This is a genomic window from Parapusillimonas sp. JC17 (assembly GCF_052180245.1).
Classification (GTDB): domain Bacteria; phylum Pseudomonadota; class Gammaproteobacteria; order Burkholderiales; family Burkholderiaceae_B; genus Parapusillimonas.
On record NZ_CP197474.1, the window covers coordinates 1,368,596 to 1,382,677 of the forward strand.

Below are 14,082 nucleotides of genomic sequence, written 5' to 3' on the forward strand. Positions count from 1 at the left end.
GGACAATACAAGGAGAACTCATATGTCATTCGTATTCAAGGCGGGATCGAAAATCAAGGCGCTGGCCGGCGCATGCCTGCTGGTCGCCACGGCGGGTGTTTCCGCGACCGCGGCGGCCGCCTACCCGGACCATGCCATCCGTCTGGTGGTGGGCTTTTCCGCGGGCGGCACGACCGACGTCGTCGCGCGGATACTGGGCAAGGAAATCGGCGATGCCCTGGGGCAGCCGGTGGTGGTCGAAAACCGCCCGGGCGCCGGAAGCAATATTGCAACAGAAATGGTGGCCCGCGCCGACCCGGACGGCTATACCCTTTACATGGTCGCCGTAACCAGCGCCATCAACCAGACCTTGTACAAGAACTTGCGATTCGACCTGGTCGACGATTTCGCCCCTGTGGCCCTGGCGGTGCGCGTGCCGAACGTGCTGGTCGTCAATCCCAAGGTGCCCGCAAAAAGCGTGAAGGAACTTGTCGACTACGCCAAGGCCAATCCCGGCAAGCTCAATTTCGCGTCGTCCGGCAGCGGTACGTCCATCCATATGGCGGGCGAACTCTTCAAGCAGCTGGCCGAAGTCGACGTGACGCACATTCCTTATAAAGGCAGTTCTCCCGCCATGACCGACCTCATTGGCGGCCAGGTGGATTACATGTTCGACAACATGCCGTCGGCCTGGCCGCATGTCGAAGCGGGCAAACTACGGGCATTGGCCGTCACCACGGCAGACCGCTCGAAAACGGCACCGGATCTCCCGACCATGAAGGAGTCCGGCTTCCCCACTTTCGACGTGTCATCGTGGTTTGGCGTGATCGCGCCCAAGGGTACGCCGGACGATGTCGTGAAGAAGCTCAATGCGGTGATCCTCGATGCATTGGCCAAGCCTGACGTCCAGAAACGTCTTGCAGAGCTGGGCGCCGTGCCGGCCAAGACATCGCCCGCCGAGTTCGGCGACTTCATCAAGTCCGAAGTCGACAACTGGTCCAAGGTGGTCAAAGCATCCGGGGCGACGGTCGACTGATCCTTCCCCGTGGTGATATCCCGTCGGCGCGCCGCAAGCGACGCGCCGACATTTTTTGAAAGGCAGTTTGCGGTAAGAGCAGGTATGAAATGATCTCCAAGATTTTTGACAATGTGCGTGAAGCACTGGCTGATGTGCCCGACGGCGCAACCGTCATGATTGGCGGGTTCGGCATGGCCGGTCAGCCGACGGCGCTGATCGATGCTTTGCTGGACCAGGGCGCCAAGGACCTGGTGGTGGTGAACAATAACGCGGGCAACGGCGATACGGGCCTGGCGGCGCTGCTGGCTGCCGGGCGGGTGCGCAAGATCATCTGCTCCTTTCCGCGCCAGACCGACTCCCATGTGTTCGATGGGCTGTACCGGGCAGGCAAGATCGAGCTCGAACTCGTTCCACAAGGCAATCTTGCCGAGCGCATCCGTGCGGCGGGCGCCGGCATCGGGGCCTTCTATACGCCCACGGGCGCCGGAACGCCGCTGGCCGAAGGCAAGGAGGCCCGCCATATCAATGGCCGCGACTACATCCTCGAATATCCTCTGCATGCGGACTATGCCCTGATCAAGGCGCTCAAGGCCGACCGCTGGGGAAACCTGGTCTATCGCAAGACCGCGCGCAATTTCGGTCCCATCATGGCAACGGCCTCGAAAGTGGCGGTTGCAGAGGTCGACAGCATCGTGGAACTGGGACAACTGGATCCCGAAGCGATCGTCACGCCTAGCCTGTTCGTGCAGCGCGTGGTAGCACTGGGAGCTGAAAAATGAATCGATTGACACGTGAACAAATGGCCGCGCGCGTCGCCCAGGACATCCCGGAGGGCAGCGTGGTGAACCTGGGCATCGGCCTTCCCACCAAGGTAGCCAACTACCTCCCCGAGGGCCGCGAGATCCTTCTGCACAGCGAGAACGGGGTCATCGGCATGGGTCCCGCGCCGGAGCCCGGCGCCGAAGACCCCGACCTCATCAATGCGGGCAAGCAGCCCGTGACACTGCTCGACGGCGGCGCCTATTTTCATCATGCCGATTCCTTCGGCATGATGCGCGGCGGCCACCTCGACATCTGCGTGCTGGGCGCATTCCAGGTGTCGCGTACCGGCGACCTGGCCAACTGGCATACCGGGGCGCCCGACGCCATACCGGCGGTCGGCGGCGCGATGGACCTGGCCATTGGCGCCAAGTCCGTCTACGTACTCATGGATCTGCTCACGCGAGAGGGCGAAAGCAAGCTCGTGGAACGCTGCACCTATCCGCTTACCGGCATCGCCTGCGTGACGCGCGTCTATACCGACCTGGCCGTCTTCGAACTGAAGGAAGGCCGTGTCGTCCTGCTGGACGACGTATCTGGTTCCGGCATCCAGGAACTGTCGCGCCTGACCGGCCTGGAGCTCGTCGAGGCGGCATAGGACGCTGAGCGATCTTTGCCTGGGGTCAGACCCCGCTCGGGGTCTGACCCCACATCTCCAAGCATCGGGGGTCAGACCTTGTACAGGGTCTGACCCTCTCCTCGTCAGCCGGGGTCGGATCCCGTATGGGGTCCGACCCCAACATCCCCAAACGCCGGCCGGGGTCAGACCCCATTCGGGGTCTGACCCCCCGCATTACGCGCCGCCTTGATCATGGCGGTACACAGGCCGCGCATCATGTCGACCTCATCGTTGCTCATGGCGTTGCGACTGAACATGTGGCGCATGCGTGGAACCAGTTTTTTGGGGTGGGCGGGGTCCAGGAAACGGACCTCCGTGATCGCTTGTTCCCAGTGGGCCAGGAAGGCCTGAACCTTTTCGTTGCTGGCCGGCTCGTTGCCCTCGACGAACCGGCCGTCCGTCGTGGGCAGCAGCGGCATCGACGCAGCCTGCGCCAGGGCGTAGCGCAATTCCCACGCGGCCAGCTGCAGCGCCTGCGCGACGTTCAGCGAACTATATTCGGGATTGGCCGGAATATGGCATATGCGCTGGCAGAGCGCGATGTCCTCATTCGTCAGCCCGGATCTTTCGGTGCCCAGAACGACCGCAATGCGGGACCCGGGGCCCTGCAAGTGCTCGCGGCTGGCATCGGCCGCCTCGCGGATGTCGCAGGGAGGAGGTCCCAGCACGCGGGCGCGCGCGGTCAGGGCGAACGCCAGGGTCGTGGAAGCGAGCGCCTCTTCAAGCGTGGGAAAAATGCGGACCGCCGTCAGCACGTCGGTGGCTCCGCTGGCGAGCGACTGCGCCTCGGGCTGGGTAAGCACATCGGGAAAGCGCGGCGCCACAAGGCAGAGATCATGGAAGCCCATGGTCTTGATGGCGCGGGCGGCGGCGCCCACGTTGCCGGGGTGACTGGGCTGCACCATGATGAACCGTACGCGGGCAAAGGGGTCGGGGGTTTCTGAGGAAAACTTCTGAGTCATTTAAAATAGGTGGTTTATAGTGCTTGATGCAGGGCTTAGGCTCATGGGCGCGATGCCTCGCGCCGCATAGGCAGACTTTGACTACTTACGGAATCTTATGCACCCGATGCTAAATACCGCCATCAAGGCGGCACGCCGTGCTGGCACCATCATCAATCGCGCCAGCCTCGACCTCGAACGCCTGCAGGTCGGGCGCAAGGGGCCGAACGATTATGTCACGGAAGTGGATCAGGCAGCCGAAGAAGCCATTATCGATATCCTGCGCACGGCCTATCCGGACCATGGCTTCCTGTGCGAAGAATCCGGCATGCACCTGGCGGCAGGCCAGCAAGAAGGCGAGGTGCCGGAATTCCAATGGATCGTCGATCCCATCGATGGCACCACCAATTTCATCCATGGCTTGCCCATCTACGCGATTTCGATCGCGCTGGCGCAACGCGGCCAAGTGACCCAGGCGGTCATTTACGACCCCAACCGCAATGAACTGTTCACGGCCAGCCGCGGCGGCGGGGCCTTTCTGAATGACCGGCGCGTGCGCGTCTCTGGCATCCGGCGCTACCATGATGCCATTCTGGGCGCTCATATACCGGGGTCGGTGTCCGTTGCCACCGCCCAGGCCAAGTTTGCAGGCATGCTGTCCGAATGCTCGGCGGCGCGGCGCCTGGGCTCGACCGTCCTGGATCTCGCCTATGTTGCCAGCGGGCGCCTCGACGGCTTTTGCGGGGTCAATCTGAAACCCTGGGATCTGGCCGCGGGCGGTCTGCTCATCCTGGAAGCGGGCGGCCTCATCGCCGATTTCGACGGCGAACAGGGCTGGATGAAAAGCGGCAGCGTGCTGGCTGCAACACCCAAGATTTTTCCGCAGATGCTGGGCTATCTTCAGGGCTAGGGCCTGTTAACGCTTTTACGGAGCCATTGACCGATGGAGTGGATGCTGGACCCCTCCGCCTGGGTCGGATTGCTTACTCTGGTGATCCTCGAGATCGTCCTGGGCATAGACAACCTGATCTTCATCGCCATTCTGGTGGAGAAACTGCCGCCCGCGCAAAGAGACCGGGCGAGGGTCCTGGGCCTGTCCCTTGCGCTGCTGATGCGGCTGGGCCTGCTTTCCGTCATGTCATGGCTCATCAAGCTCACGGCGCCGCTGTTCTCCGTCGGTCCGCTGGATTTTTCAGGGCGCGACCTGATACTCATCCTCGGGGGCTTCTTCCTGCTCTTCAAGGGAACGCTGGAGCTCCACGAGCGGGTCGAAGGGCGTCAAGCCCATGCAAGCGGCGCGACCATGCACGCCAGCTTCTGGGTCATCGTGGTTCAGATCGTGATCCTGGACGCGGTGTTTTCGCTGGATGCCGTGATTACCGCGGTCGGCATGGTCGATCACCTCGAGATCATGATGCTGGCGGTCGCCATCGCAATCGGCCTCATGCTGGTGGCGTCCAAGCCGTTGACCCGCTTCGTGAATGCGCATCCTACGGTTGTGATCCTGTGCCTGGGCTTTCTTCTTACCATCGGATTCTCGCTGCTGGCGGAAGGCTTCGGCTTTGCGGTGCCCAAGGGCTATCTGTATGCTGCCATCACCTTCTCGGTCCTGATCGAAACCCTCAACCAGCTGGCGCGCCGGAACATGCGGCGCCTGGAAGCCAAGCGGCCGTTGCGGGAACGCACTGCCGAAGGGGTGTTGCGGATGCTGGGCATGCGTCCGCTGACCGGGCCGGAGCCCGCGCCCGCGGGGGAGGCGGAAGTGCCGGCCCAGGTGTTCGAAGATGAAGAACGATACATGGTCAGCGGGGTGCTGTCGCTCGCCGATCGGAGCATCCATTCCATCATGACGCCCCGCAACGATGTTTCATGGATCAATCTGGACGATGATGCGGCGACCCTGCGCGAGCAGATCACCAAGGCGCCCCACAGCTTCTTTCCAGTCTGCCGGGGATCGCTGGACGAAGTCATCGGAATAGGCCGCGCAAAGGAAATGATTGCCGATCTCATCGCGAACGGATCCATCCGCCTGTCGCGCCTGCGCGACCCCATCGTGGTGCATGATTCCATCGGCGTGCTCCGGCTCATGGACACGCTCAAGCGCTCGCGCGGCCAGCTCGTGCTGGTCACCGACGAATTCGGCACCATCGAAGGCGTGGTCACCCCCATCGACGTCTTCGAGGCGATCGCGGGCGAGTTCCCCGACGAAGACGAGACCCCCGACATCGTGGCGGAGGGCGAGAACAGCTGGCGCGCCGACGGCGCCGCCGACCTGCATCATCTCGAGCTCCTGCTCAATACGGACGGGCTGGTGGATGATGACGAAGGCTATTCGACGCTTGCCGGATATCTGCTGGAACGTTTCGGGCAACTGCCCGCCCCGGGCGATACTTGCGAACTTCGCCACGGACGCGCCGTTTTTCGATTCACGGTCCTGAGGCTGGACGGGCGGCGCATCGCCACGGTTCGCATAGAACGCAATCTCGAGCAGGCCGACCAAGCCGGGGGTCAGGCCCCGCATGGGGTCTGACCCCACCCCCGCCTACTTTCTAGCGTTAACAGGTCCTAGCATGACTGAAAGCAATTGGTTTTTATTGAAAGCCCTGTTTCTGGGGTTGATCGAAGGTCTTACAGAATTCATTCCCGTCTCGAGCACCGCGCATCTGCTGATCATCGGCGACTGGATCAATTTCTCGTCCAGCGACGACAAGGTGTTCGAAGTCGTCATCCAGTTCGGCTCGATTCTGGCCGTCATATGGATATTCCGCGCCCGGATCTGGCAATTGCTGTCCGGTACGCTGAAGGGCGAACGCAGCGAGGTGCTGTTCATGCGCAACCTGCTGATCGCCTTCCTGCCGGCGGCCGTCATCGGCGCCGTGATGATCAAATATATCAAGGCGCTGTTCCATAGCCCCGCCGTCTTCGTGTTCACCCTGGTGGCGGGGGGACTGATCATGCTTTGGGTGGAGCGCAAGCCCCAGTACGCCAAAGAGCTGCCTGGCGGGCAGGACGCCCATCGCCGGCCGGCGCCGCCGGACGATAGCGTAGCGTCGCAGAAGGCGACCGCCCGATCGCTGGAGGAAATCACCTGGAAACAAGCGCTCGTGGTGGGGTTTGCGCAATGCCTGGCCATGGTGCCCGGGACCTCGCGTTCCGGAGCGACCATCATCAGCGGCATGATCGCAGGCATACAGCGTAAAACGGCAACCGAGTTCTCTTTCTTCCTGGCCATGCCGACCATGCTCGCCGCCACGGTGTACGACCTGTACCGCAACAGCGCCGCATTGAACGATACGCAGCTGGCGGCCATCGGCGTCGGGTTCGCTGCGGCCTTCATCAGCGCGCTGCTGGTCGTCCGTGCCGTGCTGCGATTCGTATCCCGGCGGACCTACAGGCCTTTTGCATGGTACCGGATCGCCCTGGGCGCGGTCGTCTTTGTGTGGCTTGCCATGCGCTAAGGAAGCGGCATGCGCAAGCCGGACTCCATTGCCTATTGGGTGGCCGATCGCTTGCCGGTGCCCACGGCTTGCGGCCTTGCTTTACAGCAGCTGGCGTTTTTGGGGGCCTTGCTTGTCGTGCCCAATCTGTTTGTCCACGACAAGACGGCGTATCTGGGCTCCAGTACCTTTCTGGATATCGCCAGCGCCTCCCTCATCGGCTGCGCGCTGTCCATCCTTCTGCAGATCTGGAACCGGTTCGGCATCGGATCGGGCTACTACTATCCCGTGCAGGCGACCCCTACGGTCTTTGCCACCATGTTTCTGGCGGCAAGCGGGTCCGGCGGCATGCCGCTGGCGTATGGAATGGTGTTCGTCACAGGACTGACCCAGGTCATTCTCAGCGTATGCGTGGTGCGCCTGCGCAGCATCTTTACCGTCGAGATTGCGGGATTGGCCGTCATGCTCACCGGAATCAGCATCGGGCAGATCGGCATCATGCTGGTCTTCCAGCCCGATGCCGATCTGCCTGTCTCCGGCGCGGAGCTGCTGACCCTTGCATTTACGTTGTTCGTGATGGTGTTCTGCAGCATCTGGCTCAAGACGCGCCTGCGCCTTTTTTCGACGCTGATGGGCCTGATCCTGGGCAGCGCGCTGGCTTGGGGCCTCGGACTGGTGGAAGACGAGCGCGTCTCTTTCATTGCATCATCCCCGTGGTTTCGTGTTCCTAGCCTGCCTTCCTTCGGGTGGCAGCTCGACTGGTCCATGGTGATACCTTACATGGTGATTGCGCTTTCGTTCACCATGCAGTCCATAGGAACCCAGACGGTTGCGCAGCGCGCGGCCGATGCCGATTGGTCCAGGCCCGATCTGCGCGCGTATGGACGAGGGCTGCGGGCCGAAGGCATCGCCCATATGCTGGCATCATTCATCAACGCTCTGCCTCAGACGTCCAGCGGCGCCGCGGTCGGGCTGGCGGCGGCCTCGGGCAGCGCCAGCCGTTATCTGGGCTATTGGGTGGCGGGCTTCATGGTGCTCACCGCATTGTGTTCCAAGGTAATCGTGTTGTGGCTGGCGGTGCCCAGCGTGGTGATTGCGGCCTTGCTGATTTATCTGGCGGCTTTCCTCACCATGGGCGGCATCGGCCTGGTTGCATCGCGCATGCTGGATGAACGGCGTTCCATCGCGCTTGGCATCGGATTGATCGTAGGGGTATCGAACCAGTATATCGCCACGGGAATCGAAAATTCCAGCGTGGCCTATTTCGTCGATCTCGCCGGCGTCGCGAACGGGACGCTGGTGGGGTTGCTGCTTACCGTGCTGTTCCGCATTGGCGCCTCCCGGCGCAGCGGCCAGGTTTTCAGTCTCGGCCACACCGGTGTGCTCGATGTGAATCGCTACATGGAGGAGCAGGGCCGGCTCTGGGGCGCGCGCCGGCTTGCCGTGCAGATCGCGGAGCAGTCGGTCTGGCAGGCCGTCGACCTGCTCGCGCACAGTGACCAGGTCGATCCCGGCCAGCCGCAGATAGAGATCGCATCCCGCTTCGATGAGTATGCGCTTCGGTTGACCTTCACCTGGAAAGGCAAGCCCCTGCCGCCGCCAACCGACTCGGCGCCGTCCCCCGAGACGTTGCTGCACGATCCGGAAGGAACGGCTCATATGACTTCCTACTTGTTGAGCCGGATGGCCAAGCGCATGCAGGTGAGACGGCGAGGGCAGCAAGCCCAGCTGGTGCTTTATTTCGACGCCTGATGCAAGGCCGCGCCTTGTTCGTCGATCTGCAGCCATCCGCCACGAACCGGCCCATGATCGTAGTCCCAATCCGGCAGGACGATGCGCGTATGGGGCTTGCCGTCTATGTCCAGGCGATGGACGGCCGGCCGGTGCGTGTGTCCGTGCACCAGCAGCCTTACGTCAGCCTGCCGGAACGCGTCCCGGACGGCATCGGTGTCGACGTCCATGACCTTCGCGGGCTTGTGGCGATTGGCTTGCATGCTGCGCTGCCGTGCCCGATTGGCGATCGACCTGCGCAGGCCCAGACCGAGCTTGAGGAAGGCTGTTTGCACCAGAGGAGAGCGCACGATCCTGCGAAAGCGCTGATAGGCGCGATCGGCGGTGCAGTATTCGTCGCCATGGGCCAGCAGCAGCCGGCCGGCGTCCGTGCGCAGAATGACGGGTTCGGGCAGCACGTGAGCGCCGACGTGGTCGGCCAGCGCCTTGCCGATGAGAAAGTCGCGGTTGCCGCGGCCCAGCCACAAGGCCAGGGCGCCGGCCGTTTGCCGGAACTTGTCCAGCGACGCCGACAGCCAATCGGGCGGAGAATCCAGAGCGTAGTCGTCGCCCACCCAGACGTCGAAGATGTCGCCGCATAGAATCAAGGCATCCGCCTGTGCGCATGCCTGATCCAGAAACCGGTGAAAGGCCTGGGCCGTCGCCGGTGTGTCGGGGCCCAGATGGATATCCGAAGCGACCCAGACACGGCCTTTCAGGGGAATCTCAGTCAACAACCGTGGCTTTCTCGATGACGATGTCTTCGGTCGGGACATCTTGATGGAAGCCCTTGTTGCCTGTCTTTGTCGTCTTGATCTTGTCGACGATCTCGGTGCCTTCCACGACCTTGCCGAAGACGGCATAGCCCCAGCCGTTGGGCGTGGGCGAGGTGAAATTCAGGAAGTCGTTGTCGGCCACGTTGATGAAGAACTGCGCGGTGGCGGAGTGGGGATCGGCGGTGCGGGCCATGGCCAGCGTGTAGCGGTTGTTCTTCAGGCCGTTGTTGGCTTCGTTTTCGACGGGAGCATGGGTTTGCTTCTGCTTCATGCCCACTTCGAAACCGCCGCCCTGGATCATGAAATTATTGATGACCCGATGGAACACCGTGCCGTCGTAGAAGCCTTCCTTGACGTAGGTCAGGAAGTTCTCGACGGTTTTCGGCGCCTTTTCGGCGTCGAGCTCGATCAGGATAGCGCCTTGGTTGGTCTGGAGGTTGACGCGAGGAGTTGTGCTCATGGTTTTACCTTCGTTGGAAGTGGAGGTGGCCGCAAGCGCCGCATTTCCCATGAGCATGGCCAGGGAAGTCGCGCAAGCGAGGCTGAACGCACGCAATCCTGGACGGATGGTACGGCTTGAAAATGAAAGGGTACGCATAGGTCTCTTTTGCCTTGGAGAATATGGGGAATCATTGTGCCAGGATGGAGCCGGCCTTCCGGGCGCGCGCTTCGGCGCCGCGTGCGCCCATCTGCGCCGCTTCCTGGAAGGACTGGCGCGCCAGCATGAGCTGGACTTCGCCCAGGTTGGCCTGCGCCGTCGCGTATGCGGGATTGGCCGCCAGCGCCATGTCGAGTGCGTCGCGGGCCAGCTCGAGCCTGCCTTGCTTGACGTATTCCGCCGCAAGATTGTTCCAGGGTTCGGGCAGCTCGGGGTACAGCGTGGTCATGTCCTGGTAGATCGCGATGGCCTCTGCATGGCGGCCCAGCGCCGATAACGCCCGCCCGTGGAGAAACAGAAGCTGGACATCGTTGCCGAGCGTATTCTGGCCGGCCAACTGGGCGCTACGCTTTTCGATGACTTCGAGCGCTTCCTGGTTGCGGCCTTGATCCAGCATCTGGGAAATCCGGTCGGTGATCTGCGAGGAGGTCAGCGGAATGCTGGTGTCGATGGCGGGCGTAACGGCTTCCAGCAGCCGTGCCAGACCCTTCCAGCCGCCTTCGGGCGGGGCGTCGTCCTTGAAAAGGGCCTGGCCGTTGTCGGCGGGATCGAGTTTCGCGGTTTCGGTCGGAGTGAAGGCCGGGCCTGGACCGGTCTGGATCGAAGAGTTAAGATCGGCGTTGGGTACGAGGGCGGGCGTGCGCGTCTGCGCCAAGGCTGTGTTTGTCAGCCCGGTCATTGCAAGTGCGATCACCAATACGGGACAAGAAATTCGAAACACAGCGATGCGCCTATAGTATGTAAAGATAGTATTCCCGCCTGGGCGGGCGTCCTGAAAAGTTGGCCATGGCAAGGGCTTGCCTGCGTTCTGCCGGCCCGCTTGCTATACTTGTCGACCACCATTTTAGCCTTGCCTGCCGGGCCCGCGCCGAGTTTACCCCATGCGGACCGTACTGCTTCAGGCTGCCGTTTGATTCACAGACATAAATTTACCAACAAGAAGCCCACCCGCTCATGCTGCACATTTATAACACCCTTTCGCGCGCCAAAGAGCCATTGAAAACAGCGGAACCCGGCAAGGTCCGCATGTATGTATGCGGCATGACGGTTTACGACTTCTGCCATCTCGGGCATGCGCGGATGCTGGTCAGTTTCGATGTGGTCCAGCGGTGGCTGCGGGCAAGCGGCTACGAAGTCACCTATGTGCGCAACATCACCGACATCGACGACAAGATCATACGTCGCGCCGTCGAAACCGGGCGCCGCCTGGGCGAGGTCACTTCCTTCTACATCGATGCCATGCACGCCGACGAACGAGCGCTGGGCGTGGAATCGCCGGATTTCGAACCCAAGGCCACGGAACACGTGGGCGACATGCTGGGCATCATCCAGAAACTCGAGCAGAACGGCCTCGCGTATCGGTCCGACGACGGCGACGTGAACTACGCCGTGCGCGGTTTCGAGGGGTATGGCAAGCTGTCCGGCAAATCGCTCGACGACCTGCGTGCGGGCGAACGGGTGGCGGTGGCGGCTGGCAAGCGCGATCCGCTCGATTTCGTCCTTTGGAAAGCGGCCAAGGCCGATGAGCCGCCCGAGTCCAAGTGGGATTCGCCGTATGGCGTGGGTCGTCCCGGTTGGCATATCGAGTGTTCCGCCATGAGCCGGGCGCTGCTGGGGCTGCCGCTCGACATCCACGGGGGCGGACCCGACCTGAAGTTTCCGCACCACGAAAACGAAATCGCCCAGACCGAAGGTGCTTTCGGCGGAACGCTGGCATCGGTATGGATGCATTGCGGCCCGCTCATGGTCGATGCCGACAAGATGTCCAAGTCGTTGGGGAATTTTCGTACTATCCGCCAGACGATCGCGCAAGACGCGGGGCTTGCGGATGACCAGTCCCGCTATGTCGCCAATCCGCGCGAAGCCGAGATGCTGCGCTTTTTCATCGTGCGCAATCACTATCGCAGCATGCAGAACTACGCGCCCGAAAACCTCCTGGATGCCCAGAACTCGCTCGACCGGCTGTATCAGACCCTGGCCAACGTGCCGGCCGAGCCGGTCGATATCGATTGGAATCACCCCTCCGCCCAGGCCTTCCGCGATGCAATGAACGACGACTTCAACTCGTCGGGAGCAGTCGCCGCCCTGTTCGAGCTGGCATCGGAGGCCAACCGCAGCGGGTCCGGCAAAGCATCGGGGCTCATGCGGGCGCTGGGGGGATTGCTCGGCCTGCTGCAGGCCGACCCTGCCCAGTACCTGCAGTCGCCCAGCCGCTATCAGTCCGGCGGCAAGGCCGGCGCCAGCTTGTCGGCCGATGAGGTCGAAGCCCTGGTTTCGGCTCGCACCGAAGCCAAGAAAGCACGTAATTTCACCGAGGCGGACCGTCTCCGCGATGAGCTGCAGGCCGCGGGCATCGAACTCGAAGATAAGGCGGGCGGCGTGACGCAATGGCGCCGGGCCTGATCGGAGGGAATGACAGTGAGTGCAGCGACCGTTCAGGAAAAACCGGCATTCTGGGATGAGGCTTCGGCGCAGCTGATGGGGCGCGACCGCATTCTTCGCAAGGTGATTCCGCAGCATCAATCCGAATGGCTGGGCCCGTCCGCCACGCCTTTCATCACCTTGGCGCGCGCCTTGGTCGGCCATCAGATTTCGGTCAAGTCGGCCGAGGCCATGTGGCAGCGCTTCACAGAAGCCTGCGGTCGCAATCCCACGCCGCGCGCGGTGCTGGGCCTGGCGGAAACCGATGTCAAGCTCCTGGGGCTTTCCAAGCGCAAGGCCGATTACGTCATCGATCTGGCCACGCATTTTGCCGAAAAGAAAGTCCGTCCGTCGCAGTGGGTGGCCATGGACGACGAAGCCATCATCGCCGATCTTTGCGCCATCCGGGGCATAGGTCGCTGGACGGCGGAAATGTTCCTCATTTTCAACCTGCAGCGGCCCGACGTCCTGCCTCTCGACGACGCAAGCCTGCTCAAGGCAATTTCGCTACACTACTTCAGTGGCGAGCCTGTTTCGCGTTTCGAGGCCCGGGAAGTCGCCCAGGCCTGGGCGCCGTGGCGCACGGTTGCAACCTGGTATTTGTGGCGCAGCCTGGATCCGGCCGCTGTGCAGTACTGACAAAGCGAATGCTTTAATCTGGAAAACAAGCTCTTATGCGTAATACCTTCCTGGAATTCGAACAACCTCTGGCCGAACTCGAAAACAAAATCGAGGAACTGCGCTTCGTTCAAACCGATTCAGCGGTGGACATCTCGGAAGAGGTCGGGCGTTTGCAGCAAAAGAACCAGGCCTTGGCAAAAAGCATTTATGCCAAGCTGACGCCTTGGCAGACCGCCTTGGTGGCGCGCCATCCGCAGCGTCCCTACACCATGGACTATGTCCGCGAGATATTCACCGATTTCCACGAGCTGCATGGCGACCGCATGTATGCCGACGACCAGTCCATCGTCGGCGGCCTGGCGCGCTTCAATGGCACGCCCTGCATGGTCATCGGCCACCAGAAAGGGCGCGACACCAAAGAGCGCGCCATGCGGAACTTCGGCATGCCGCGCCCCGAGGGCTACCGCAAGGCGCTGCGCCTGATGCGCCTGGCCGAAAAATTCCAGCTGCCGGTGTTCACCTTCGTCGACACGCCGGGGGCGTATCCCGGCGTGGGCGCCGAAGAGCGCGGGCAGTCCGAAGCCATCGGCCACAACCTGTATGCCATGGCTGAACTGCGCGTGCCCATCATCGCGACCATCATCGGCGAGGGCGGTTCGGGCGGCGCCCTGGCCATCGCCGTCGGTGACGTCGTCATGATGCTGCAGTATTCCACCTATGCGGTGATCTCGCCCGAAGGCTGCGCCTCCATTCTATGGCGCAGCGTCGACAAGGCATCCACGGCCGCCGAGGCGCTGGGCATCACCGCGCCGCGGCTCAAGGAACTGGGCCTGATCGACCGCATCGTCAACGAGCCGGTGGGCGGCGCCCACCGGGATCCCGTCATGATGGCCCGGCAGCTCGAGCGCGCCCTGGCAGACTCCCTTCGGCAGGTTGCCGGCATGACACCCGACCAGCTCATCGAACAGCGGCTGCAGCGCCTGATGTCCTACGGCCGCTTCCAAGAAGCGCGCTGATTCCCCG

Annotated in this window: 14 protein-coding genes; 10 read left to right on the forward strand and 4 right to left on the reverse strand. The window is 62.5% G+C overall.

Annotated elements, in window-relative coordinates; translation table 11 throughout:
* The first annotated feature begins 22 nt into the window (after positions 1-22).
* The 3 genes from ACSBPU_RS06635 (at position 23) to ACSBPU_RS06645 (ending at position 2,414) form a co-directional block, all read left to right on the forward strand.
* Positions 23-1,015, forward strand: a complete 993-nt coding sequence (locus ACSBPU_RS06635) for a tripartite tricarboxylate transporter substrate binding protein (RefSeq protein WP_442596596.1) — start codon at positions 23-25, stop codon at positions 1,013-1,015.
* Between the two features lie 89 nt (positions 1,016-1,104).
* Entirely contained in the window at positions 1,105-1,776 is a 672-nt protein-coding gene (locus ACSBPU_RS06640) for a 3-oxoacid CoA-transferase subunit A (RefSeq protein WP_442596598.1), read from the forward strand.
* A complete protein-coding gene (locus tag ACSBPU_RS06645; RefSeq protein WP_442596600.1) occupies positions 1,773-2,414 on the forward strand; it encodes a 3-oxoacid CoA-transferase subunit B in 642 nt (213 codons plus the stop codon). Before ACSBPU_RS06640 ends, ACSBPU_RS06645 begins: the two co-directional genes overlap by 4 nt.
* Positions 2,415-2,578: 164 nt before the next feature.
* Here ACSBPU_RS06645 and ACSBPU_RS06650 read toward each other — a convergent pair whose 3' ends face one another.
* Entirely contained in the window at positions 2,579-3,340 is a 762-nt protein-coding gene (locus ACSBPU_RS06650) for an RNA methyltransferase (protein ID WP_442596602.1), read from the reverse strand.
* Between the two features lie 154 nt (positions 3,341-3,494).
* On the opposite strand from ACSBPU_RS06650, the gene ACSBPU_RS06655 reads away from it, so the two are divergent.
* Genes ACSBPU_RS06655 through ACSBPU_RS06670 form a run of 4 tightly spaced genes read left to right on the forward strand, consistent with a single transcriptional unit; the run spans position 3,495 to position 8,565 of the window.
* Positions 3,495-4,286 carry an inositol monophosphatase family protein gene (locus tag ACSBPU_RS06655; RefSeq protein ID WP_442596604.1) on the forward strand — a complete coding sequence of 264 codons (792 nt, stop codon included), beginning with the start codon at positions 3,495-3,497 and terminating at the stop codon, positions 4,284-4,286.
* A gap of 33 nt (positions 4,287-4,319) precedes the next feature.
* Positions 4,320-5,906, forward strand: a complete 1,587-nt coding sequence (locus ACSBPU_RS06660) for a TerC family protein (protein ID WP_442596606.1) — start codon at positions 4,320-4,322, stop codon at positions 5,904-5,906.
* A 40-nt stretch (positions 5,907-5,946) separates the two neighbouring features.
* Positions 5,947-6,834 (forward strand): undecaprenyl-diphosphate phosphatase, encoded by an 888-nt coding sequence (locus ACSBPU_RS06665; RefSeq protein ID WP_442596608.1) that lies wholly within the window; start codon positions 5,947-5,949, stop codon positions 6,832-6,834.
* Positions 6,835-6,843: 9 nt separating this feature from the next.
* The gene (locus ACSBPU_RS06670; RefSeq protein ID WP_442596610.1) at positions 6,844-8,565 is read left to right on the forward strand and encodes a uracil-xanthine permease family protein; all 1,722 of its coding nucleotides are present in this window, start codon (positions 6,844-6,846) and stop codon (positions 8,563-8,565) included.
* Here ACSBPU_RS06670 and ACSBPU_RS06675 read toward each other — a convergent pair.
* From ACSBPU_RS06675 to ACSBPU_RS06685, 3 genes are all read right to left on the reverse strand, one after another.
* Positions 8,550-9,317 (reverse strand): UDP-2,3-diacylglucosamine diphosphatase, encoded by a 768-nt coding sequence (locus ACSBPU_RS06675; protein ID WP_442596612.1) that lies wholly within the window; start codon positions 9,315-9,317, stop codon positions 8,550-8,552. The genes ACSBPU_RS06670 and ACSBPU_RS06675 overlap by 16 nt on opposite strands.
* Entirely contained in the window at positions 9,310-9,819 is a 510-nt protein-coding gene (locus ACSBPU_RS06680; RefSeq protein ID WP_442598257.1) for a peptidylprolyl isomerase, read from the reverse strand. The genes ACSBPU_RS06675 and ACSBPU_RS06680 overlap by 8 nt, the downstream gene beginning before the upstream one ends.
* Positions 9,820-9,988: 169 nt before the next feature.
* Positions 9,989-10,696 (reverse strand): tetratricopeptide repeat protein, encoded by a 708-nt coding sequence (locus ACSBPU_RS06685; protein ID WP_442596614.1) that lies wholly within the window; start codon positions 10,694-10,696, stop codon positions 9,989-9,991.
* A gap of 275 nt (positions 10,697-10,971) precedes the next feature.
* Between ACSBPU_RS06685 and cysS the strand changes: the two genes are divergently transcribed.
* The 3 genes from cysS to ACSBPU_RS06700 are packed head-to-tail and all read left to right on the forward strand — an operon-like array spanning position 10,972 to position 14,075.
* Positions 10,972-12,420, forward strand: a complete 1,449-nt coding sequence (gene cysS / locus ACSBPU_RS06690; RefSeq protein ID WP_442596616.1) for a cysteine--tRNA ligase — start codon at positions 10,972-10,974, stop codon at positions 12,418-12,420.
* Positions 12,421-12,429: 9 nt separating this feature from the next.
* Positions 12,430-13,077 (forward strand): DNA-3-methyladenine glycosylase family protein, encoded by a 648-nt coding sequence (locus tag ACSBPU_RS06695; protein ID WP_442596618.1) that lies wholly within the window; start codon positions 12,430-12,432, stop codon positions 13,075-13,077.
* A gap of 35 nt (positions 13,078-13,112) precedes the next feature.
* Positions 13,113-14,075, forward strand: coding sequence for an acetyl-CoA carboxylase carboxyltransferase subunit alpha (locus tag ACSBPU_RS06700; RefSeq protein WP_442596620.1), 963 nt, complete (start codon positions 13,113-13,115; stop codon positions 14,073-14,075).
* The last annotated feature ends 7 nt before the right edge of the window (positions 14,076-14,082 follow it).